Genomic DNA, 20,786 nt, shown 5'->3' with positions numbered 1-20,786 from the left:
CGTAGCTTCGACGCCCACTGCGATCTCCGGGAAGGGGCATTCGCAATCAGCGGAAGAACGCAGGGTTTTCGCGACAAATAGAAAGTGTCCTTAGATCGGGCAGGGTTCCTTGGCTTACGCGTTTGTCAGTGGCAGGCCGTAGGCACGCATCTTGTTGTAAAGGGTCTTTCGCGAAATCCCGAGATAGCGCGCTGTTTCTCCGCGGCGGAAACGATGACGCTGCAGTGCGTCGAGTATCCATTCCCGTTCGTCTGCCGGATGCGGCTGCGGCGCGCCCGCATCGCTTAGGGGCGGTAGATGCTCGGCCTTGATCCAGTCGCCTTCGCAACAAATGGCGGCGGTCTCGAGCACGGAACGCAGCTCACGGATGTTCTCGGGCCAGCCATATGTCATGAGAACGCGATAGGCCGAGTGGTCAACCGACAGTTTGCGGCTTCGACGATCTTTTCGGAGGGCCTGGAGGAAGTGTTCCGCAAGAAGGGGAAGGTCTTCAAGGCGATCGCGCAGATTGGGAAGGAAGACGTGTCCGGGGGCGAGACGCGACTCCAGCGAAGGTATCAGCAGCCCGCTTGAGCCGAGCTGGGAGAGCGGCTGCGTCGATGTCAGGATGAGGCGTCCTTCGAACCGCCCTCTGTCGTTATCGCCTAGGCGCCGGTAGCCCCCCGTTTCAATGACCTCCATCAGCCGTTCCTGGGCGTCAACGCACAGGGTTTCGACATTCTCGATCAGCAAGGTTGCCGTGGAATGGTACTGAAGCAGCCCAAGCACCTTGCGACCGCCCTCGGCGGGGGCAGAGCCGAACAGTGCCTCTCCGCTTGATTCCGCGGTGCTCGCGCTGATGAGCTTGCTGGCGGGCCGTCTGGCAGCTTCATGAATGCCTCGTGCCAGAAGCCTCTTTCCCGTTCCGGCTTCCCCGGTAATCAGGACCGGCAGAGAAGAGGCTGCGAGCTTTTCGATCCGTTGCTTGATCCGCTGGATCGACGGCGACCGCCCGACGATCGAGTATTCGCGCTGCACATGCTCGAGCTGGCGCTCCAGTTCATCAATCCGCTTTTGCAACGTGCCGACCGATTTGAAGGCCGATGTGATCTGCTCCATCGAGGCCTCGAGGGGCACCCGGTCGATGGTGGAGCCGCCGATGTATCCGTCCGCTTTGGAAACCGCCGAGACCTCGTACATCTGATCTGGACTGACAATGGGGCCGCCCTCCAGGACACAGAGGGTATCCTCCGAAATGGCGCGTACATGACGGAAGACGATTTTCGCATACTCGGCCGCCTGGGTCAGGCTCACCCCGGTGCGGCTTCCGATAGTTCCTCCGACGTTCCAGCCGAGATTGAGATTGACGATGTCCACGCCGGCCTGAGCCGCCTGCTGCGCCTCTGTCACCGTTCGAACATAGGCGAGAGTCGCCATGCCTCTGTTCTGGGCGGTCCGGAGCATTTCAAGTTCTCGCTGGAAACCCAGCCCTGCTCCCTCGATGTCAGCCCGGAAACGTCCATCGAGGAAGATACAGGTCGGGAAGTTCACGATGCCGCCGAAGCCCGCATCTGCAATTTTTTCGACTTCCGCTTCTATCGAACATCGGGGATCGAAAGCACAGGCGCCGAAAAAGACCGGGACCTTGGCGAAGGGCAGGATTTCCGCTTGGGCGAAATCCAGGACGAAGTCATTGCTGTTCCGCAATGCGAGCAGAGAAAAGATGGATGGCGCGCCCATACTACGCAAACGCCCCGCATTCATTGCGAGGATAAAGTCTGCGCCGCCGCGTGAGGCCGCCTGGGCGGCCATCCCTGTGCCGATCGCCGCGCCGACGAGAGTCGAATTGGGCTTGCCAAGCGTGGCCTTAAGGGCCGCAACGATATCCGCTCTCGTGTGCGCGAGAGCGGATAATGTAAAGCGAGGATCCCCAGAATGAATGATTGGATCAGCCATCGTGGGGCCAACCTACATTTTATTGAGCTTCGATCGAAGCGCTCTTTCTAAAGGACTCGAGGAATTCCTGTACTTTCACGGGCTGGCCGAGGCGTGCGCTTTCAACGGCGGAGAACACCAGCGCCACGGACTGCAGGTTGTCCTCGACGTTGGTAGCCATCGGCGGTCCGCCATCGAGCCAATGGCAGAATTGCTCAATCAACAGTGTATTTCCCCATTTCTTCCCAAGAAGCAGAGACACCTGCTGCCCTCTCCCTTGCCGGTTCTTTTGATAGGTCCGCTTCGTATCCCTGTGAAAGACTTCGACCTCTCTATGATCGAGGATCGCCGTCCCGGATGCCCCTTCCACTCGAAAGTATTCAAAGCACCAATCATTGAGCCCCGTGGATTGTGCTGACGACCCTTCATAAACACCATGCGCTCCGTTGGCGAAGTCCATGACCACAATAACGTCGGTGTCGCCCTTGTATTCCGCCCATTCCGGCCTCCAGGTGCGAGCATAGATCGACGTGCAAGGGGCCCCGGCTAACTCGGCCATGATGTCGAGGTGATGCACCGCACCCTCGATTAGCATCGGATGATCCATTTCGTGGCGAAAGCGCCTCCAAGAATCGTAGGCACGAAAGTCGCCGGCGAACCGACATGACACCGTGTTGACACGGCCGAGGGCGTCCTCACTGGCCAGCGCTTTCAGCGTCGATTTATCCTGATCGAACCGGTGGCTCATAGTCACTGCCATCTTTCGTCCCGCTGATTTCACTTTGTCAGCGACACGGACGGAGGCCTCCATGGTGTCGGCAATCGGCTTCTCCGAGAGAATGTGCATGCCTCGGGCAAGGGCCAGGTCGACGATGGATTCGTGCAGGGCCGGCGGAATCACGATGGTACAGAAGTCCGTATCCACTGCCTCAAAGGCTTCCTGGGCCGAGGTAAAGCACTGCTCCGCGTTCAGTCCGAGGTGATTGCGGCCCTTTTCCAGAGCTTTGGAGTCAATATCCACCAAGCCCACCACCTCGATAATCCCGTCTGCCGCATTCAGCGGAAGAAATGTATGACACCAATACTCTCCAAAGCCACCGGCTCCAATATGTAAGACCTTATAGGTCATATGTGTCTTCTCCAAAACGGGAAAGCTTGTGCTGAGTTCAAACCCGCTCGCGGCGGGGATTAGCGGGGCCGTGCTTGTAGTCCCAAAGGTGCCCAAACCGCTTCTTGCCTTCGAGTGTTGTCTCGAAATAGGCACCCTTCACGTCAGCCCAAACCTGCGGAAGATCGTGATGGTGTCCCATCGCGATGGCGACACAGTCACCCGCCTCGACTTCAAAGCTGCGCGATCCGACAACGACCGTGCCTGCCCCCTCGATGATCACCCAGTACTCGTCACAGTCGTGATAGTGAGAGTCGAAGTTGGTCGACTTGGGATAGCTGACAGGGTCTCCGGTTACCCAAGCCGGGGTGCTGGGAGTGAGTTCGAAAATGCCGCATCCGCCCAGTTCAGTGCCCCAACTGCCGGAAAAGATGATGACCTGCGCTGTTCGATCGCCGGCATCTGCGGCAAAGGGACCACTGGCTTCTTCCAGGTCGCAGAACTGCCCTTCAGAGAGCACTTGCGCTCCCTTCCCGTTCGCCAACCGGCACGAGCCTCGCGTCACCAGGAGACGCTGCTTTTGGTCGGTGACGGTAATCGGTCGAGGCTGCCCGGTGAGTTCGACAAACTCGAACCTGGTAAGCTCGCACCAATCCGGCGGCTGTTCTCCGCTTTTGAAAACCGACATCTTTTTCTTTCCCTTCTACTATCAGGCTGTCTTGCGGCGGATCGCCTTGAAGGCGAGTGTTTGGGACTTGATCGCCTCCTCCGTCGGCAACCGCTCCATGCTGCTTGCTCCGTAGAAGCCGTGACATCCAGGGCAGGAATCGAGAATAAAGCGAGCGTCCTCCGGATTGGCAATCGGACCACCATGGCAAAGGATGATGATGTCGCCGCGGATCTCTCGGGCAACCTTGATGCACTGATTGATTAGAACGACGCAGTCGTCCATCGACTTGCCCGAACGCGCACCAATCGCGCCACCCGTCGTCAGTCCCATGTGGCAGACGAGAATATCGGACCCTGCCTTCGCCATCGCCGCCGCATCTTCGGGGCCGAACACGTATGGCGTGGTCAAGAGATCGAGCTTATGCGCCTCAGCGATCATCTCGACCTCCTGCGCATAGCTCATGCCCGTCTCTTCGAGGTTCTGGCGGAAGAGTCCGTCGATCAGTCCGACGGTCGGGAAGTTCTGCACGCCAGCGAACCCGATCTCCTTCAGTTCGCGTAGGAAGTTCGGCATGACCACGAACGGGTCAGTGCCATTGACGCCGGCAAGGATAGGGGTGCGCGTCACGACCGGCAGAACCTCGCGGGCCATGTCGACGACGATCTGATTGGCATTGCCATAGGCGAGAAGTCCGGCAAGCGAACCACGGCCGGCCATGCGATACCGGCCGGAATTGTAGATCACAATGAGATCGATATCGCCCGCTTCCTCGCTCTTGGCGGAGAGGCCGGTGCCGGCGCCGCCGCCGATGATCGGCTCTCCGGTCCGGATCTTCTTCTGGAAACGGTCGACCAGCTCCGAGCGTGTCGGACGCTTGATGCAGCGATCAGTGCTCACGAAAAGCCTCTTTAAAGTTTGTGACAAGGAGGTCCGCGAATTGCGGATCGTTTATGTGAAGGGGAACGCGCGTCAGCTGTCGCTTGTCGGTGCGGCGGAGTGTGCGTTCAAGCGCTGCGAACAGGACAGCGTCGGCTTCGGGATCGTGGAAGGGCTGACCGGGCGCATCGATCGCCGAGACGCCCAGCTCCGGGATGAGAAAGCGTACCGGCCCCTCACAGAGGTTCAGTCGCTCGCCGATCCATTGACCGATCCTGCTGCACTCCTCCGGGTTCGTTCGCATCAGCGTGACCTGGGGATTGTGCACGTGCAGCCGGCGCGAGCGAAATTGGCTCGGAACCGTTTCCATGGCCCCAAAATTGACCATGTCGAGCGCGCCGGAGGAGCCCACATAAGGCAGTTTGGTCCGCGCGAATGCCCCGAAGCGATCGGGCGTACAGGGGAAAACGCCTCCAACCAGATAGTCGCAGACCTCGGTGGTAGACACATCAATCCCGCCGACCAGCAGGCCAGAGTCCGCGAGCTTCTCAAAGGACTGCCCACCTGTTCCGGTAGCATGAAACACCAGGCAGTCGAAGTTTGCCTCCAACGCCCGTGTTACTGCCTGGACACAGGGCGTCGTGACACCAAACATTGTCAGCCCGATTGCGGGCCTCTCGTCGGCTGCGGCGCCGACCTGATTGAGTACCATCCCGGCAATGGAATGGGCTGCGTTAGCGAGGACCACCCGCGAGATGCGGTTGAGCCCCGACACGTCGGTCACCGAATACATCATGCTGATGTCGGTCGGTCCCACATAAGGGGCGACATTGCCGGAGGCGACGGTCGAAACAAGCACCTTCGGTACGCCGATCGGGAGAGCGCGCATTGCTGGCGCGATCAAGGCAGTTCCTCCCGAGCCGCCCGCACCGATGATGCCGTCGACGTCCGGGCGTGATCGGATGTACTCCACCAAAGCCTGCGACATAGCGGCGACTGCCTTGCCCCGATCCTTAAGCTCCTCGGCCTTCGGCGGGTTCGGATGGAAGCGCGCCACCTCCGCCGGCTGGACGTCGACATCCGAAGCGTCGCTGCGAAACTCCGACACCGAAACGTCGACCAGAACGACGCCGCACCCTGCATCCCGGATAAGATCGCGGAGATAGCGCAGCTCGCTGCCCTTTGTATCGCAGGTCCCAACAACATAGACAATTTTCATTGTTGTCCTCCCGGCCATTCCTCAGTCAGCCGCCCTGACCTCACAAAATCCTAGTCGCCTTGCCAGCAGCAAATCAATTGGCGCATATCGACATTTTGGGTAGAATTGGGCAATCGTCCCGCAGGTACACAAATGCACTCTCCTTCCACTCTTCGGCCCATCCCGATCGTGACGGATCTCGCCGCCATCTCCGACGAGCAACAGTCCGTGACACTCTATTGCCCTTCCTGCGAAGGACTGCAGGGCAGCGCCTATGACAGCCTCGTGCTCCTTCCGATTCACGACACAAACGGACGTCTTCTGGCCGAGCTCCGGAACGGAATTCCACGCCGGAGCCAGATATTTGCGGGTGTGCTTGCCCTCGATCCATTCCGCCGCCACGAGGACATTCTGAAGGCTCTTGGGACGACCAGCTGCCCCGGTGTCGTCAACTTCCCGAGCGTGACCGCAATCGACGGCGAAATGCGCGTCAGCCTCGAGGACTTCGGATACGGGGTGACGACCGAAATCAATCTGCTGCGTACGGCGGTCGCAAAGGGGTTCGGTGCGCTCGCTGTGGTTGACAGTTTTGGGATGGCGCAAGAAGCCGTCACCATCGGCGTGAGCGGACTGATCGCAGTACGGCACACGAGCGACGCCATGCTTGCCGAGCTCTCCGAGCTTGCTCATGAGACGACACTGGGGCTGTTTCGACTTCCTGACGCCGTTGGCGGGCCTTGAACAGGTGTTCAGCTTGGTGGTCGGCATGACCCATTGGACAAGTCCGAACGCATTCCGCATCATATGATGAGAACTCTACGTTCAAACAAAGAGCTTCTTGGCAACATCTCGATTGAACGGCGGATGGAGAAATCGCCACTTCATTCCCCAGCATTTGCTTACTTCTCAGCAAGCTCTACAGATACTTCGTGCTGAAGCTTCGGCCCTGGGACAGGCGGCGGCCGAGAGCCTCAAAGAACTGGTCATAGCGCTCTCCGCCCTCAACTCGAGCGGCCGCCTGCGCTGTCTCTGGTAATGGAGCAGTCGAATTCAGCCAGAACCGAATGAATAACGCTAGAGTTTCGCTCGTGATTTCCAGATCTCGCTCCAGCCGCTGAAGACAACGGTCGATCCGATCCAGGCGTTTGACGATGGTCCGCCTCTTTTCGCTCATCCGTGTCAGGGGAGAGGAAAGATGAAATGGCAGCCTCTGCGATGAGCGAAGCTGATTAAGCTGATTGCTCTCGCCGATCGGCAAAGTCCAAAAGCCGCCGCTTCAGGTCCGGCTCGAGATAACCGACAGTCGTTGTTTCTTGTCCGACCGTACCGACATGTCTCACAGTTCCATCCCGTCGTCTGGGTCCATTGATATCTGCCGCGCGCCCTGACGCATGCGGCGCGCAAGCGTGCGAATAGCAGCCGCGTCGCGTTCTGGCTCGTCGGGATCCACGTCAAACTCATTAATGGACGCGACCATCCGTTCCGGTGTTTATCTCCTGGTGCGCCTCCAGACCCGGCTCGCCTCGAAGGCCGGCGTTCGCCACATCGTCATTCTCGTTGGTGTCTTCTGTCTGAGGTGTTTCCACACTTTCGATGCCGTCGCCGGTTGTTGTCGATTTGTCCTCTGCCGACATGGCCTTTATCAACCAAAGACAGCTACAGCTGATTTGATGGTGATGCCGCCATCGGCGCATCTGACGTCCCGTGGCAGCGCGAGGGACAGTCGGCAGTTGCAGCGCTGGCGGCAAGAGTTCGCAGATTTCCCGGTCGTGCCGAGTTTTGCGAACGGCGCTTCCGGACGCGACGCGCTGAGACCAGCGGAAGCCAATTTCATGGAAATACAGGTCGGCATGTTGCGGGCTGATATGGTGAAAGACACGGTCGATCGTGCGCCGAACGCGGGAATTGAAACCCTCCACCAATTGACGTGGACCGTGTCGCGAACATATTCGTGGCTGGAATGCTTCACGGTCTGATGGGAACGTCAACTAACGACACCTTGTCGATTTTGCCCAGTTCGCGACACAGTCCAATTGGGCAGAATTTCCGTCCCAATCTCATGCATGTCATTGAATAGCACGCAGAAAATCTCTTTTGGAGCTCTTTGTGCACAGTTGGCACGACTTTTGATGCTCCTTTTTCGCGACGCAGCTTAAGCTGCCGACCTATTGGCACGCGTGGCTGACGGCCCAGCAACGCCGTAGTGATCTGGACTTTGCCCGTATCGGACCTTCGGCGCGGATAATGTTTTCGTCTTTGATGAAGGGCAGCGATGAAGCTGAACAAACCTGATTTGGGGAATGAGATGATGCTTGATCTGGACGGCTTTGACCGTCAGTTGCCCCTGGTTTGTGACTTGGATGGCACTCTGATAAGATCAGATACTTTCCATGAGAGCTTCTTTGAAGCCTTCTTTCATTCGCCACAGCACCTGCTTCGCACTTTTCCAAGTTGGTTCAAGGGCCGCGCGGCGTTGAAGGAAACGCTGGCAAACGTTTGTTCGATTGAGCCCCGCGGGCCCTTCCCTATCGTGCAGAGATGTTGGAATTGATGCGTGGCGCGAAAGCTGACGCGCGTGAAATTTATCTCGTTACGGCAGCGGATCAGAGCATAGCGGATAGTATCATTTGTCACCTTGGCGGCTTCGCCGGCGCGAAGGGAAGTGATGGGTCATTGAACCTGAAGAGCCGCAACAAGTTGAAATGGCTTCAGGATAGCTTCCCGGAGGGATTCATCTATGCGGGCGACAGTGCCGCCGACCTGCCGATCTGGGAGGCGGCTTCCGGAGCGGTTCTGGTTGGCAACGGAGTGAAATACGCAAGCCAGCTCCGTGAAGCTGGCGTTGAAGTCAGGACGATCAGTCCTGAAAAAACCAATCCGGTGAAGGACTGGCTGTGTGAACTCCGGGTACACCAGTGGTCAAAAAATGTACTGATTTTCGTTCCCCTGTTTCTCGGCCATATTGCGGGCGATTTGCATGCAGTGCTGAGGACAATAGTCGCCTTTGTTGCTTTCGGCCTGATTGCCTCGGCGACCTATATCATCAACGATCTGGCTGATGTGGAGGCGGACCGGGCGCATGCGACCAAGCGCTTCCGGGCGATTGCTGCAGGTAGAATAAGCGTTATAAATGGCTTTCTGGCGAGCATCTTTATGCTGGGTGCGGGTATTGGGGTGGCCCTACTTTTGCACCCTCAATTCGCACTGGCTGTCACAGCCTATCTGGTGCTGACGCTGGCCTATTCATTCCGCTTGAAGCGTTACGCGTTACTCGATGTGACGGTCATCGGAGCGTTGTTCACACTGAGGATTGTCATGGGTCAGGTGCTGAATGATCTGGCATTCTCGCCTTGGCTTTTGTCCTTTTCAGCCATGTTCTTCTTCTCGCTGTCTCTGGCAAAGCGTCATGTGGAAGCAATGCGCGCGTGCTCAAAGGGGAAGGGCGCCATCAAAGGTCGCGGATACTTGCCTGACGATTGGCCGCTCACCTTGGGCTATGGCCTTGCTACCGCCTCGGCTTCGATCGTCATCATGCTGCTTTTCATCGCGCTCGAAGCCAGAGTCACGCAAGAATATCACAATCCAGCATGGCTCTATGTTGCACCGGCGGGCGTGTTCATGTGGCTGCAAAGGATATGGCTCCTGAGTCATCGCATGGATTTGCACGACGATCCTATTGTCTTTGCGCTCAAGGACAAGACCAGCTTGTTGATCGGCGCCATCATCGCATTGGCGTTTGCACTGGCTGTGTAAAACAAAGCGGTTGCCAATATGCAAGAGACGAACCTAGTAACCCTGAATGCGCCCCTCGTACTCCTGACTGGAGCTGCCGGCTGGTTGGGCGGGCGCGTCGCGGCGGCGCTGACGACGGGTTTGCCGGAAGCAGGACTTCTCGCACGCGGCGGCTTCCGGGTAAGGGCGTTCGTTCCTGCGGGAGAAGACGTATCGCAGCTGTGCGACCAGGGCCTGGAAATCGTGACAGGTGATATCCGGAACATGGAATCTGTCCTCGCATTCGTGGCTGGTGCCGAGGGCGCCGTATTGATCCACATGGCCGGCATCATTCATCCCAAAACGGTTGCCCAATTTGAAGCCATCAACACACAGGGCACGATCAATCTGGTTACGGCAGCGCAAAAGGCAGGTGCGAGGCGCGCGGTCGTCATGTCATCTAATTCGCCGATCGGCTGCAATCCGCATCCGGACCACAGATTCACGGAGGAAAGCCCCTATAACCCCTATATGGGATATGGCCGCTCCAAGATGCTGATGGAAAAGGCACTGCATGCGGAACTTGCTGCTGGCAGCCCGATGGAAGTCGTCATCGTCCGCGCGCCCTGGTTTTACGGTCCCAACCAGCCGCCAAGGCAAACGCTCTTTTTTAAGATGATCAAGGATGGCAAGTTTCCAATTGTTGGATCGGGGCGGAACCGCCGCTCGATGGGCTACACTGACAACCTGGCGCAGGGCCTCCTTCTTGCCGCAGTTCACGAGCGGGCGGCAGGAGAGATATTCTGGCTTGCAGACGAGACGCCGTACACCATGAACGAAATTGTCGAGGTCGCCGGCATGGTCCTGCACGAAGATTTTGGCATGACGGTCAAGCCCAACAAGTTCCATCTGCCGGACATCGTCGGCGACGTCGCAACGATAGTTGATGCGACTCTCCAGTATACCGGCATCTATCACCAGAAGATCCATGTGCTGTCCGAAATGAACAAGACAATTGCCTGCGATATCACCAAAGCCAGAAAAGTGCTCGGTTACGCGCCCAAAATCGCCTTGCGCGAAGGCATGCGACTTTCGGTCGATTGGTGCCTGACGAACGGTCAGGCATTTTAATTAAGGCTTGCCGAAGAATTCGGAGATTGTCATTGTTAGTACAAACTTCTTCCGTTATTTCCAGTGCTCTCGTTTCAACTGCCATAGGATATGCCATAGGGCTGCCTGTTTCGAAGTTTTTCGACAGCAATATCCGGATGCGCTTGCTTATAGCACCGGTCATCGGACTGGGAATATTCGGCGCCGCAGGTGTTTCCGTTTTTCATTTGTTACCTTTAACCGCAATCAATCTTATTCTGGTCGTCCTTGCGTTGTTCGCTGTCGCATTCTGGCTATCGAAAGGCGCCGTCGATCCGCTCTTGCGCTCGCCGACCAATCCTGGTTTTTCCTGGTTAACTGTTGCATTTCTCCTCTGCCTTTTGCCAACCTTCGCGATCATTCCGCAGCATTATGGGGAAAGTGCCGGCGTCGGTGACCCGATCTGGGACCATACTAAAATAGCTATTATAAATGAAATAGCTCAAAACGGCTTGCCTCCCGGCAATCCGTACTATTCCGAAGCAGGTACTCCCAGCAAACTTATTTACTATTACGTCTGGCACTTCATCGCCGCGTGTTCATCCGTCATCACGGGCGCAAGCGGCTGGGAGGCCGATATTGCTCTTACAGGCATGACGGCGTTGTGCTCGACGTTTGTCGTAACATGGCTGGCCGTGGCACGAAGCAGAAGTGCAAATGCCGCATGGTGGGCACTCCCGCTCTTGCTTGTCGGTTCCCTTAAGCCAATCGTGCGGTTTGTCTCTGGAAGGTGGCTCGACACTTGGATGGCACAGGAATACAGTTTCGACGCGTGGATCATTCAAACCTCATGGGCACCCCAGCACGTATTTTCCGGATCCGTTGCCTTAATTGCCATCATGGCTTACATACGAATTCTACATTGTAACGCCGGGCGCGATCTCAGCTTGACAGTGTTTTCGGGGGCGATGCTGGCTTCTGCTTATGGCAGCTCAATGTGGGCAGGCGGATTCTCACTGCTTTTGATATTACCCATTGTGGGGGTGCTGTCGGTTTCGGATGTTGTAAGGGCCGAACGGCTGATGCAAGTTATCATATTACTTTCAGTCACTATTGCCATCGCCGTACTCTGCGCAGGTGTATTAGTCTACGAACAGGCTGTCATATTACATGCCAGAAATTCCGTGGAATTTTGGGTATTTCCAATATTCGTCGGAATGGGGTGGTTCCTGGATCTACCAGGTTTCTGGTTCGTCTTGCTTATCATCGACTTCAGTATTATGTATGCGTCATTTGTCATTTGGGCATTATCGATGCCATACGAAGAGACAGCAATATACTCCAAAATCGATCGGGCGATAATTGTAATTGTTGTCGCTCCGCTATTTTGCGCTCAGTTTATGCATAGCGTCATATTCTATAACGACTTGGCGTGGCGTGTGATAATTCCATCATTGCTAGTTATGGTGGCGGTTACTGCAGCGCTGTTCTCTTTGCAAATTGGTAAAGCCACCTTAATCGGGCGTCTAACGACTATAACTGCAATTGTATTCCTGGCGCCCTCAATTTTGGCTGGTGCTCAATTTGTATATTTGTCCGACCTCCAATTTCGTGTTCAAGGACCTGAAACATCAGAGGGCACAGCTTTCAGCGCATCTCCTGAAATGTGGAAAGCTGTTCGAGAAGTAACGCCTTCGAACGAAGCGGTCGCCAACAATCCGCTCGATTTTGCAAACGTGACGTATCAACCAGGGAACATTTCCTGGGCAACATTGTCACAAAGGCGAAATTGCGCAACGACGTTGGGGTTATTGCGCTCCTATGCAGCTCAACTTACGCCAGATCAAGCATCAGAGGTCTATAAGCTCTTCGTCGATGCGTTCAGAGGTGAGGCTACGGAAGGTGATCTTAGAGTTATGAAAGAAAGGTATCTTTGTAAGACTCTTGTGGTTACGACGAGAGATGGCTTGTGGGATAAACCGGTTCTGGACAACAGTTCAGTATACAAGCTCGTGTCCGAGAAAAAAGGCAGCTGGCGGATTTATCGATAATACGCCTTTAAAGGTAAGCGATGCGCCCAGGCACCTTGCAATAGGCCGATGAACATGGAGTTTTCGAGCCATGATATTGGAACATGCAAGGGGCGATCTGGTCGCCGAGTTAAGCGGCGCCGCGGCGGCCGAAGATCTTGCAACGGTGCCCGGGCGCGTGCGGCAACGAAGGCTGTGGAGTTGCACCGAGAAGCGCGCGTTGGTCGACCTGGCGAGCGCGGCGTCGTCGGTGAGGGAGTTGCGGAAGCGTTCGGCGTAGCTCCCGAACCACCTCACAGACGGCAACCAGAAAGGACATAAGGTCTTACCTTTAAAGCTCGCCAATGCTGCGTCAGAGCTCACAATACTCCGCTCAGCCTTAAAAACCGGTAATCTGTCCGGTCTTAACCACGGCAGGTTTTAGTTTCTTTCTCTTGCGGCTGACCGGGCGCGTTCTTGTGCGGAATGGCAGAGTGCTGCTTCCGCAACCCGGAACGCCAGGGCCATGATGGTCATTTGCGGATTGACCCCTGGCGCTTCCGGAATGAGGCTGCCGTCGGCGACAAAGAGGTTGTCGATGCCACGCACCCGTCCGTAACTGTCGACGGCGCAAGCGTCCCGATGCTCGCCAGGCGGGCAGCTCGAAAACAGGTGTATGGACATCAGATTGGTTGCCCGTTTGGGCAAAGGCTTGTTCCAGAACTCATGCACCTGATCAGGGCTCGTCCACCCTTCATGGCCGGATATGCCCGGGAAAACCTTGCGAGCACCGGCCGCAAACATGGCTTGGCCAAGACGGGTGAGAACCTGGCTCAAAGCAACCCAGTCCTCATCGGCGAGTTTGAAACTGACAAGCGGCTCGTTGATTCCGGGAAGCAGTCTCACCGAGCCCATTCCGCGCGACCGTATCATGCCGTAGTATGAGCCGCAAAAACGCCAGTTCCGCATCAGATCGCCGCGATTGGTCCAGTCTTCCGCAAGCGAGAGGCCAAAGATCGCGGGCGTAAATACTGATCCACCGATCCGTTGTTCCGGCATGAATTCGGTAATCGCCGTCAGAGGAAGCCGCGACTGATGCGCATCGACCGGCTCATTAAACAGCGCCGTTGCCCTGATAGTCGGGTGAACGCGCAGCGTATCGCCAATGCATTTACGCGGGCCGGAGCGGCGCAAAAGCGCCGGGGTGTGAATTGCACCTGCGCAAACAAACACCATGCCGGCTTTTACGCGCACTGGCACGGCTTGTCCGCCTGTATCGCGTGAATGGGCAAGGACTTCTGTGGCACGCCCTTTTTCAATTCGTATGTTGTCCACCCGCGTTTGCGCCAGCAGCCGCATGCCGCGGTCCACTGCCTTTGGCAGAAGGGTCACCGCCATGGACTGCTTGGCGCCGTTCGGACAAACATAAGAACACCGGTTGGCGCCCTTGCAGCCACGTTGCGCCCGTTTCAGCTCCGACACTTTCCATCCGAGCGCTTCGCCCCCCTGCCGCAGAATGTCGGTGGCGCGTCCGAGCGGACCGGGGGTCAGGCTTGCATTTACCGCTGTCTCAGCGCGCTCGTAATATTGCGCCAGTTCATCCGGCGTAAAATTCTCGATCTTATAGAGTTTGCGCCATTGATCAATGAGATCGCTGTCGGCTCGCTGGGTAATAGCGCTGTTGATTTCTGTTCCTCCCCCGACGCAGCGGCCTTCCGCATAGTTAATGGGGGGGCGGCCAATCGCAGCTGTTATTCCTCCGCTGCGCCAGGCTGCCAAAAATGCCTCGCTTGCGTTAGGTGAAGCTGATGATGAAGGAATATGCTTACCTTCTTCAAGCATGATTACAGAAATGCCGGCAGCTGTCAGCACATCGGCAACGCTGGCACCGCCCGCACCTGAGCCGATAATCACCGCATCCGCTTCCAGTTGCAGCGCGCTGCTCGGATGAAAACTCCCTTTCATGTCCTAGTCCTTTAATTCCCTTCAGGCCGTAAGGACAACAGCCTTGCTGCCACGGGGATCTGCTCATAAAATGCAAGCAGCGTAATCGATCGATAAAGGCGCACGACGGACCTGATGGGACCGGGCGATCTCTCCACAAGATTATAAAACCTGTCTGCGCGGAGCGCGCTTGCCAACGGACCGCCAGCGCCGGCTGAAATCAAGGAGACGCAAAGGCTCAGGAATATCGAAACGCTTCGCACGGCTAGACGAATATGGAAGGGAGCGCCTGCAATAGCTAGGGTGACGCTTTCTGCGACTGCAGTTACTGCAACCGGTCTTTCTTCGACGTCGAGCAATGGCCACAAAGGTATCAGCGTACCCACGATTACTCGATCAAATCCCATCTCACCCCCCTCGGGTCAGAAAAACGATACCGGCCAAAACAAGGGCGACACCAATCCACTTGTGCGGGTGGAATGGTTCTCCGAAAAGATAGTGTGATGCGATCATCAGCATCACAAACCCCGAGCCAGCCAAAATGGGGTAAGCAACTGATATCTCCATGGTGCCGAGAGCCTTTGCAAACAACACTAGGTTGATGCCATGAAACGCCAGTCCACCCATAAAGCCCATTGAGAGAAAATTATCGGCCAGTCCGGCGTCGGCAGGCAGAGAGGCTCTGCCGCATTTCAGAAATAGATTTCCAATACAAGAACTAAGGCCCGCAGCAAGAACTAAGACCAGAGGCGGTACATTCATCCAGGGATCGCTCTCAACAGATAAGGAATCAGTGCCAAAATCTGCTGTTTGACTGGAGACTTGTGGTGCGACGCGACAATTTTGCTGAGAGACCCCTTGTTGGCCCGATACCAATCGTAGCTATCGATGATCATTCGTGTATTAGAATAACTTGGCCTAAAGCCAAGCTCTCTTTCCGCTTTCGATATATCAAAATACATTGGTCGCCCGTAAGCCAGCAAATGATAGGGGCCCAAGGGGGAGAGGCCGAGCGCACTTGCCAGATTCGCCGCTATTGCAGTTGGTCCCATCGGGATGGACTTGATTCGGCTTCCGGTTCCGGCATGATCGATCACCGCCTGCAGAAGTTCACGCATTGTGCCAAATTCAGCAGCACCGATATTGTATGTGGCAGATCCTGTTGCATTCGACGCTGCAATGCATGCCCAGGCCAAATCATCTGCGTGAATAAACTGAAATCTGTTGTTCCCCCCAGCAAACACTGGAATGTCGAGGCCCCGTTCGATCCAGTCAAACAGGATGTGGACGGTGCCAAGGCGGCCATGGCCAAGAATGGTCCGCGGACGCACAATCGCTACATCCAGACCATGGCGTTTCATTGCTTGCTTGCAAATGATCTCTCCTGCAAGTTTAGCGCGCCCGTAATCCTCGCCAGGATTGGGTTCCGTATCTTCTGTGACGGGATTCGATTTTGTCACGCCGAAGACCGCGGTGGATGAGGTATAGATCAGCTTGTCGACCCCCGCCGCCGCTGATTCGTCAGCAATGATCTGCGTTCCGTCCTTGTTGACGGACCAGAACAAGTCTACATTTTTGGCCAAAGGATTTTGGGCAGCATTGTGGAACACCTTGTTCGCACCTGAGACTGCCTGCTTAACCGCGTTGCGGTCCAGAATCGAGCCTTTGATAAATTCCAGATTAGGATGACTAACGCCAGGGAAGTTCAGGTCCAACACTCGAACGTGGGTCCCTTGCTCGAGCAACTGTTTGCACAGTAATTGCCCGAAGTACCCTGAGCCGCCGGTAACTAGAGCTGTACTCATTATGTTTACCTACATATTGTCGGAGGGATACTGGGCATTATCCGCTGGAGGCACGATTGCGCCGCAGAGTTGCAGTTTTCGGCTTTGAACCGGGCGGCATGCTGGTCAAGCCAGCGGTTGTGCAGACGCAATGGGGTTGCCGACGCGATGATTGTCCATTTGTCTAATCCTTTTGATTTCGTTCGCCACTGCTCGAGCATGTTCCGTGCCAAATGGAAAGAACGTTGCTATCAGCATGATAGCTCCACGAGGTCCGTGTTGCATTCCCGACATCGTTAGGTTGCAAACAAAGAGGGAAGGCCGTTGCAATCAGCTTGATCTGATTGGCCTGTTCGGGTGGCCGAAATCTGCCACAGCCATGTGTGCCAGTTGCTTGGGATCAACATGAGCTGAAGGCCACGAGTGAGGTTATTGCATCTGGCTTTTTTGGCTCCTTTGCTTGCCGCCAGGGCGAAGGACGGCTGATAGGGCGTCGCCGGAACCAGGAACGAAGATCGCGACCATTGAGCATAACCGGCCGTTTGTCGAGTTGCCACACAGGAAGCGGAAGGCGGCCTAGCACCATCGATTCCGAAAACCTGCACGCTCCGCCGCTTCGCAATGACCGTCATTGGCACGGCCGCAACCACAGCCAGGCCAATTGAATCAACGTCGTGCGCAATCTCGGATTGCCCGCCTTCGAAATGCCTTGCTCGCGGTCGATCGAGCCGCTTTGCCAGGGCGTTGGCGCCAGGCCGGCATAGGCAGCAACTTGACGGCGGTTATCAAAATGCCGGACCAGTCCCTCTGACCAGAGGATGTTGGCAAACTCCACGCCGAGCCCCTTGATCTCCACTAGCATGGTGACCGGCGACGGCTTCGTGTTGTCAGTAATCTGTGCCGCGATGAGCTTCGCGTTCATCCTCGACAGCCTTGATCTGGATTCATGACCAGGTCCAACCGGTCCAGTTCTCGGCTGATCTGGGTCTTCATGCGCCTCGGCAAGGCGTGTCCATCTCCCGTTAGCAACTCTTCAAGCCGCTGGCGCCGACTTTATGAAGTGCTCGTAGTCGGTGACGCCCTGCGTGTTCCCATGTGAGGGGTGCACTCCACCCTTTTCGCTAAATCCCGGGCAGTCCGGGAATTAGCGGAACCCCTGTCCGGCTTTTGCGAAATGCGCAACCAGAATGGCGGTGTTGGGGACGATTTTGGCCGTCCGGCCAATCAGGCTGGCCGCGTCGTATTGGCATAGCGCTAATGGGCCTTGCGCATGTGGGCGTTGACGGTGACAGGCCGGAGCGCTGCGAGCGGCGGACATGGCTGACGTGGCGCTGGTGACCGTAGGAGATCTCGACAACCGGATGGGTGAGCCGGACCTGGACGGTGCGCGCGATCAGCCGATGCGGCACTAAGTGGAAGGGTCCTTTCGGCCTCGACATCATAGTCGGGATGGACCTGTGCAATTGGCTAGACTAGCCAAGTTTAGCCATAAGCGCTGGCGCAGCTACCGAATGCCTTCCTGGACTCTCCTCGAAGGACCGAAAGGGCGTTGGGATATTTTTGTGCAGGTGCGAAGAGTCATAAACTGGCTGCGCGGCGGCTGTGCCGCTTTGACGTGCGTAAATCCACGATCAAATTGAATCGACCAAAGGCGAGCGGCTGGGGCAGTCGCTTCCGCAATATGATTGGCAATGGGACCACGACAGAGGGGGCGCCGACAAGGCTGACGAATCAAAGTGAACCTGATCGCCCTTGTCGTCGCGGTGACTGACAGTGAGCCTGTCCTTACCAGTGATAAGGCGGGCACTCCGCAGTCCGGCCCCTCCTCGCTTGAGCACCGATACTACAGTCCGGTTGGAGGGCAGGGGGTCGAAAGGCATACCGGCCAATCGCTGGGCTACATTGAGCAATTTCACATCTTCGCCGATTGAGATCGCGTCGGTGTCGAGCGACAGCACATGTCATATGCATCAGCTATCTCGCACCGACCCTAGAAGGAGCAGATGCCGCAACGGGCGCGGCATGGCCGAACCCAAAGGCGCTCGACTGGATGCGGTCTTCGGTAGCCTCAGATAAGGCGCCACATTCCCAGGGGCGACGGTCGAAAGCCCGGTAAAACAGCCAGTCCCTTTGCCTGTGGGGTGGCCCACCCGGCGGGGCTTCAACTCTGCGACCAATCTACCCCCATATAAATGGTCGCATCGATCCGCGCGGCCTCGAAGCGTCGCGGCTGTTGCTCGATCGCGGCAAGGCAGTCAACGCACGCATCGTAGAAACAGCGGTCGTGGCAGTAGAACGCCTCTCCAGCAATGTGCGGTGTCGCCAGCACGTTGGGATGGAAGCGGAATGATGCGTCTGCGGGCACCGGTTCGGTGCTGAAGACGTCGACCGCGGCCTTGAGGCGGCGATTGTTAACCGCCGCCCACAACGCCGGCTCGTCAACCACGGCCATGCGACTCACAAGTATGAAGAGGCCACCGATGGGTAGGGCGTCGAAGACTGTCTTGCTAATCGCGCGTAGCGACGATTTGAGGGGTGGAATGCCTACGACGAAGATTTCCGAGGCGGCTGCGAGCTCTTCGAGCGAATCCGTGTAAGTCAATCCCAGCCGTTCCGCGCGGGACTTGTCGAGCATCGGATCGTAGACAGCGGTCGGGCAGCCGAAACCGCCGATCAGTTGGTGATAGCGCCTGTTGATGCTGCCGTAGCCAGCGAGACCGACCTTCTTGTCAGCAAGATCGCCATAGACGTACCCCAACGTGTCCCACGAAGATCGCTTCCAACCACCCGCTCGCATGAGTGCAATCGCTGACGGAATGTCGCGCAATAGGTTGAGAGTTTGAGCCAATGCAAATTCCGCGACGGTGGGCGTCATTGAGCGCGAGGTGTCGATTAAGACGATCCCGCGCTGGGTTAGTGCATCGATCGACACGAAGCTAGAAAAGCGGTTGTCGAAAGTTCCCCCGATTGCCTTCAGGCGCAGCGCGCTGTCCAGAAACTCGTCGTCCATGGCGATGTCCGGCACCGTCCAGGGAGCTACAAGAAGAAGATCTGCGCTCGGTAGAGCCGAACGCAGTTCGTCTCGCCATGACGGGCTGCTTAGCATTATCGTGGTTGTGATCCCTTTGGTCTCCAACAGCGCCGCGCCTCTTTGGATCCACTCCGATCTGGGCGCGTGATCGGAAAGAATGATAATGTTCAAATTGTCCGCGACCATTTCGGTTCCCTCCTGAGTATTGCCTCACCGGCGGTCTCTCACCGAAGGAAGGCTTACTCGTCGGACAGTGGCAAATCAATTCGCGGATCTCGACGCATCGGGTAGAATTGGGTAATTTCCTACATGCACTCTTCCCTCCCACTTCGACCAATCCAGGGATTCCACCTGCTGGCGAGTTATGATTATGGGAGGGCCCGCCCCTCTCTGGAGCGATCCGTTAGGATGGCATTGTTTGGAGCGAGAGAGGAACGGACCGATGTCGATAATTGTGCTTGGAATTGACGCTGGCAAGAACGTGTGCAGCCTCGTCGGACTGGATGAGATTGGCGCTGTTGTTCTGCGACGTCGCCTTCGTCGTGACGGCGTTGCGGACTTGGTCGGAAAGGTGGAGCCTTGCGTTGTGGCCTTACGGAGGAGCCGCCTTGCCGCCATCAAAACACTTTCAGGCCTCGATTTTTTTGCCTTCATTCGACCGCGAGATGCATCCTCATCCTCGCCGCCGTTCGCTTCCTTGGCCGGCCGGAACCGGCAAGAGGCACTTGGGCGACATCCCGCGGCATCGAGGCCGTGTTCATTGCTCATGCTGATCCCAAGCGGCTGGCACTCCATGGCTCCGGCAACCAGAGAGCGGTTCTCCTTCGCCGTCGATCCACACTGCTAAAGACAACTGCATTCTGTTTTTGTCCGCAGTCTAACAGTGCCGATGCGACACGGCAGTTATGGCGCTTTCATTCTGTTACATGTGGCGCGACAATTCTGGGTTCTTCCGCCTACTTTGTGCAAAATAAGTTCATAGAGTCGGAAGCGTAGTCGACGCCGTGATTGCCCGTGCTCCATGCCTTCCGCTCGCTGATTTCACCGAGCTTTCGATTGTCAACTTCTCCTGCAGGCCGACAGAGTGTACGCGTCCGAGGAGGGCTGCCTTGCGGGCTGACTTCGGTATGGATATCGCTACTGACTGTCGCCAAGTCACTCGTCTTGAGATTGTTGACACTGGCCGCCGGCGCCGCCACATAATATCTCATCACTTTCTCCTTTGGGATCAGGATTTCCCTAGCACGCCCGTGAAGGAGAGGGTGTAAGGTTGGAACTTTATTTCAAATATCCGAGTGTACTCAGGTGCAGGTTGTCGATCGCGCATGGCAGGGGCGGAAGTGATGGACGTCGGTGATCAAGCTCTGATGCGCGGGTTGGCTACCGCATTCCCGATTGTGCGTCCGGGACTGTTCCTATCTTACTGCGGGCATCGGTCAATTTGCCGGCCAC

The 20,786-nt window shown here is 56.6% G+C and carries 15 protein-coding genes and 4 pseudogenes; 5 read left to right on the top strand and 14 right to left on the bottom strand.

The genetic code is table 11. The annotated features are described in order from the left end of the window. Positions 1–114: 114 nt before the first annotated feature. The 5 genes from NKH78_RS23530 to NKH78_RS23510 are packed head-to-tail and all read right to left on the bottom strand — an operon-like array spanning position 115 to position 5,787. Entirely contained in the window at positions 115–1,935 is a 1,821-nt protein-coding gene (locus NKH78_RS23530; protein WP_352884351.1) for a phosphoenolpyruvate hydrolase family protein, read from the bottom strand. Positions 1,936–1,954: 19 nt separating this feature from the next. Beyond that, a complete protein-coding gene (locus NKH78_RS23525) occupies positions 1,955–3,043 on the bottom strand; it encodes a Gfo/Idh/MocA family protein (RefSeq protein ID WP_352884349.1) in 1,089 nt (362 codons plus the stop codon). A 37-nt stretch (positions 3,044–3,080) separates the two neighbouring features. Then, on the bottom strand, positions 3,081–3,710 hold the full coding sequence (locus NKH78_RS23520; protein WP_352884347.1) for a cupin domain-containing protein: 630 nt from the start codon (positions 3,708–3,710) through the stop codon (positions 3,081–3,083). Between the two features lie 21 nt (positions 3,711–3,731). Further along, positions 3,732–4,571: a phosphoenolpyruvate hydrolase family protein gene (locus NKH78_RS23515; protein WP_502899834.1), complete on the bottom strand. Its 840-nt coding sequence runs from the start codon at positions 4,569–4,571 to the stop codon at positions 3,732–3,734. A gap of 7 nt (positions 4,572–4,578) precedes the next feature. Then, entirely contained in the window at positions 4,579–5,787 is a 1,209-nt protein-coding gene (locus NKH78_RS23510) for a Tm-1-like ATP-binding domain-containing protein (RefSeq protein WP_352884345.1), read from the bottom strand. 168 nt (positions 5,788–5,955) lie between these two features. Between NKH78_RS23510 and NKH78_RS23505 the strand changes: the two genes are divergently transcribed. Beyond that, positions 5,956–6,507 (top strand): phosphoenolpyruvate hydrolase family protein, encoded by a 552-nt coding sequence (locus tag NKH78_RS23505; RefSeq protein ID WP_352884343.1) that lies wholly within the window; start codon positions 5,956–5,958, stop codon positions 6,505–6,507. Positions 6,508–6,682: 175 nt separating this feature from the next. Here NKH78_RS23505 and NKH78_RS32650 read toward each other — a convergent pair. The 3 genes and pseudogenes from NKH78_RS32650 to NKH78_RS23495 form a co-directional block, all read right to left on the bottom strand. After that, positions 6,683–7,099 (bottom strand): annotated as a pseudogene (locus NKH78_RS32650) (CopG family transcriptional regulator). 127 nt (positions 7,100–7,226) lie between these two features. After that, entirely contained in the window at positions 7,227–7,400 is a 174-nt protein-coding gene (locus NKH78_RS23500; RefSeq protein WP_352884341.1) for a hypothetical protein, read from the bottom strand. A gap of 8 nt (positions 7,401–7,408) precedes the next feature. Next, positions 7,409–7,744: pseudogene (locus NKH78_RS23495) on the bottom strand (transposase); the annotation flags it as partial. Positions 7,745–8,038: 294 nt separating this feature from the next. On the opposite strand from NKH78_RS23495, the gene NKH78_RS23490 reads away from it, so the two are divergent. The 4 genes from NKH78_RS23490 to NKH78_RS23475 are packed head-to-tail and all read left to right on the top strand — an operon-like array spanning position 8,039 to position 12,617. Beyond that, positions 8,039–8,317 carry a hypothetical protein gene (locus tag NKH78_RS23490; RefSeq protein ID WP_352884338.1) on the top strand — a complete coding sequence of 93 codons (279 nt, stop codon included), beginning with the start codon at positions 8,039–8,041 and terminating at the stop codon, positions 8,315–8,317. Further along, a complete protein-coding gene (locus NKH78_RS23485) occupies positions 8,305–9,519 on the top strand; it encodes a UbiA family prenyltransferase (protein ID WP_352884336.1) in 1,215 nt (404 codons plus the stop codon). Before NKH78_RS23490 ends, NKH78_RS23485 begins: the two co-directional genes overlap by 13 nt. An 18-nt stretch (positions 9,520–9,537) precedes the next feature. Continuing rightward, complete coding sequence (locus NKH78_RS23480) at positions 9,538–10,608, top strand: NAD-dependent epimerase/dehydratase family protein (RefSeq protein WP_352884334.1); 1,071 nt, start codon at positions 9,538–9,540, stop codon at positions 10,606–10,608. A gap of 32 nt (positions 10,609–10,640) precedes the next feature. Then, positions 10,641–12,617 (top strand): hypothetical protein, encoded by a 1,977-nt coding sequence (locus NKH78_RS23475; protein ID WP_352884332.1) that lies wholly within the window; start codon positions 10,641–10,643, stop codon positions 12,615–12,617. Positions 12,618–13,016: 399 nt separating this feature from the next. Here NKH78_RS23475 and NKH78_RS23470 read toward each other — a convergent pair whose 3' ends face one another. From NKH78_RS23470 to NKH78_RS23445, 6 genes and pseudogenes are all read right to left on the bottom strand, one after another. After that, positions 13,017–14,540, bottom strand: coding sequence for an FAD-dependent oxidoreductase (locus NKH78_RS23470; RefSeq protein ID WP_352884330.1), 1,524 nt, complete (start codon positions 14,538–14,540; stop codon positions 13,017–13,019). A 387-nt stretch (positions 14,541–14,927) separates the two neighbouring features. Next, a complete protein-coding gene (locus NKH78_RS23465) occupies positions 14,928–15,281 on the bottom strand; it encodes a DMT family transporter (protein WP_352884328.1) in 354 nt (117 codons plus the stop codon). Further along, positions 15,278–16,324, bottom strand: a complete 1,047-nt coding sequence (locus NKH78_RS23460; RefSeq protein WP_352884326.1) for an NAD-dependent epimerase/dehydratase family protein — start codon at positions 16,322–16,324, stop codon at positions 15,278–15,280. Before NKH78_RS23460 ends, NKH78_RS23465 begins: the two co-directional genes overlap by 4 nt. A 619-nt stretch (positions 16,325–16,943) precedes the next feature. Next, a pseudogene (locus NKH78_RS23455) lies at positions 16,944–17,353 on the bottom strand (transposase); the annotation flags it as partial. Positions 17,354–17,450: 97 nt separating this feature from the next. Next, positions 17,451–17,764 (bottom strand): annotated as a pseudogene (locus tag NKH78_RS23450) (IS21 family transposase); the annotation flags it as partial. A 700-nt stretch (positions 17,765–18,464) separates the two neighbouring features. Beyond that, positions 18,465–19,520: an NAD(P)-dependent oxidoreductase gene (locus NKH78_RS23445; RefSeq protein WP_352884324.1), complete on the bottom strand. Its 1,056-nt coding sequence runs from the start codon at positions 19,518–19,520 to the stop codon at positions 18,465–18,467. Positions 19,521–20,786 lie beyond the last annotated feature (1,266 nt).

Origin of the sequence: Mesorhizobium sp. M0910, assembly GCF_040319465.1 — a bacterium.
Taxonomy (GTDB): Bacteria; Pseudomonadota; Alphaproteobacteria; order Rhizobiales; family Rhizobiaceae; genus Mesorhizobium.
This window is presented reverse-complemented; position numbering and strand designations above follow the sequence as displayed.

Coding starts and splice junctions, on each gene's coding strand:
- NKH78_RS23530 (WP_352884351.1), bottom strand. CDS start 1,935: ATGGCTGATCCAATCATTCATTCTGGGGATCCTCGCTTTACATTATCC.
- NKH78_RS23525 (WP_352884349.1), bottom strand. CDS start 3,043: ATGACCTATAAGGTCTTACATATTGGAGCCGGTGGCTTTGGAGAGTAT.
- NKH78_RS23520 (WP_352884347.1), bottom strand. CDS start 3,710: ATGTCGGTTTTCAAAAGCGGAGAACAGCCGCCGGATTGGTGCGAGCTT.
- NKH78_RS23510 (WP_352884345.1), bottom strand. CDS start 5,787: ATGAAAATTGTCTATGTTGTTGGGACCTGCGATACAAAGGGCAGCGAG.
- NKH78_RS23500 (WP_352884341.1), bottom strand. CDS start 7,400: ATGTCGGCAGAGGACAAATCGACAACAACCGGCGACGGCATCGAAAGT.
- NKH78_RS23490 (WP_352884338.1), top strand. CDS start 8,039: ATGAAGCTGAACAAACCTGATTTGGGGAATGAGATGATGCTTGATCTG.
- NKH78_RS23485 (WP_352884336.1), top strand. CDS start 8,305: ATGTTGGAATTGATGCGTGGCGCGAAAGCTGACGCGCGTGAAATTTAT.
- NKH78_RS23480 (WP_352884334.1), top strand. CDS start 9,538: ATGCAAGAGACGAACCTAGTAACCCTGAATGCGCCCCTCGTACTCCTG.
- NKH78_RS23470 (WP_352884330.1), bottom strand. CDS start 14,540: ATGAAAGGGAGTTTTCATCCGAGCAGCGCGCTGCAACTGGAAGCGGAT.
- NKH78_RS23465 (WP_352884328.1), bottom strand. CDS start 15,281: ATGAATGTACCGCCTCTGGTCTTAGTTCTTGCTGCGGGCCTTAGTTCT.
- NKH78_RS23460 (WP_352884326.1), bottom strand. CDS start 16,324: ATGAGTACAGCTCTAGTTACCGGCGGCTCAGGGTACTTCGGGCAATTA.
- NKH78_RS23445 (WP_352884324.1), bottom strand. CDS start 19,520: ATGGTCGCGGACAATTTGAACATTATCATTCTTTCCGATCACGCGCCC.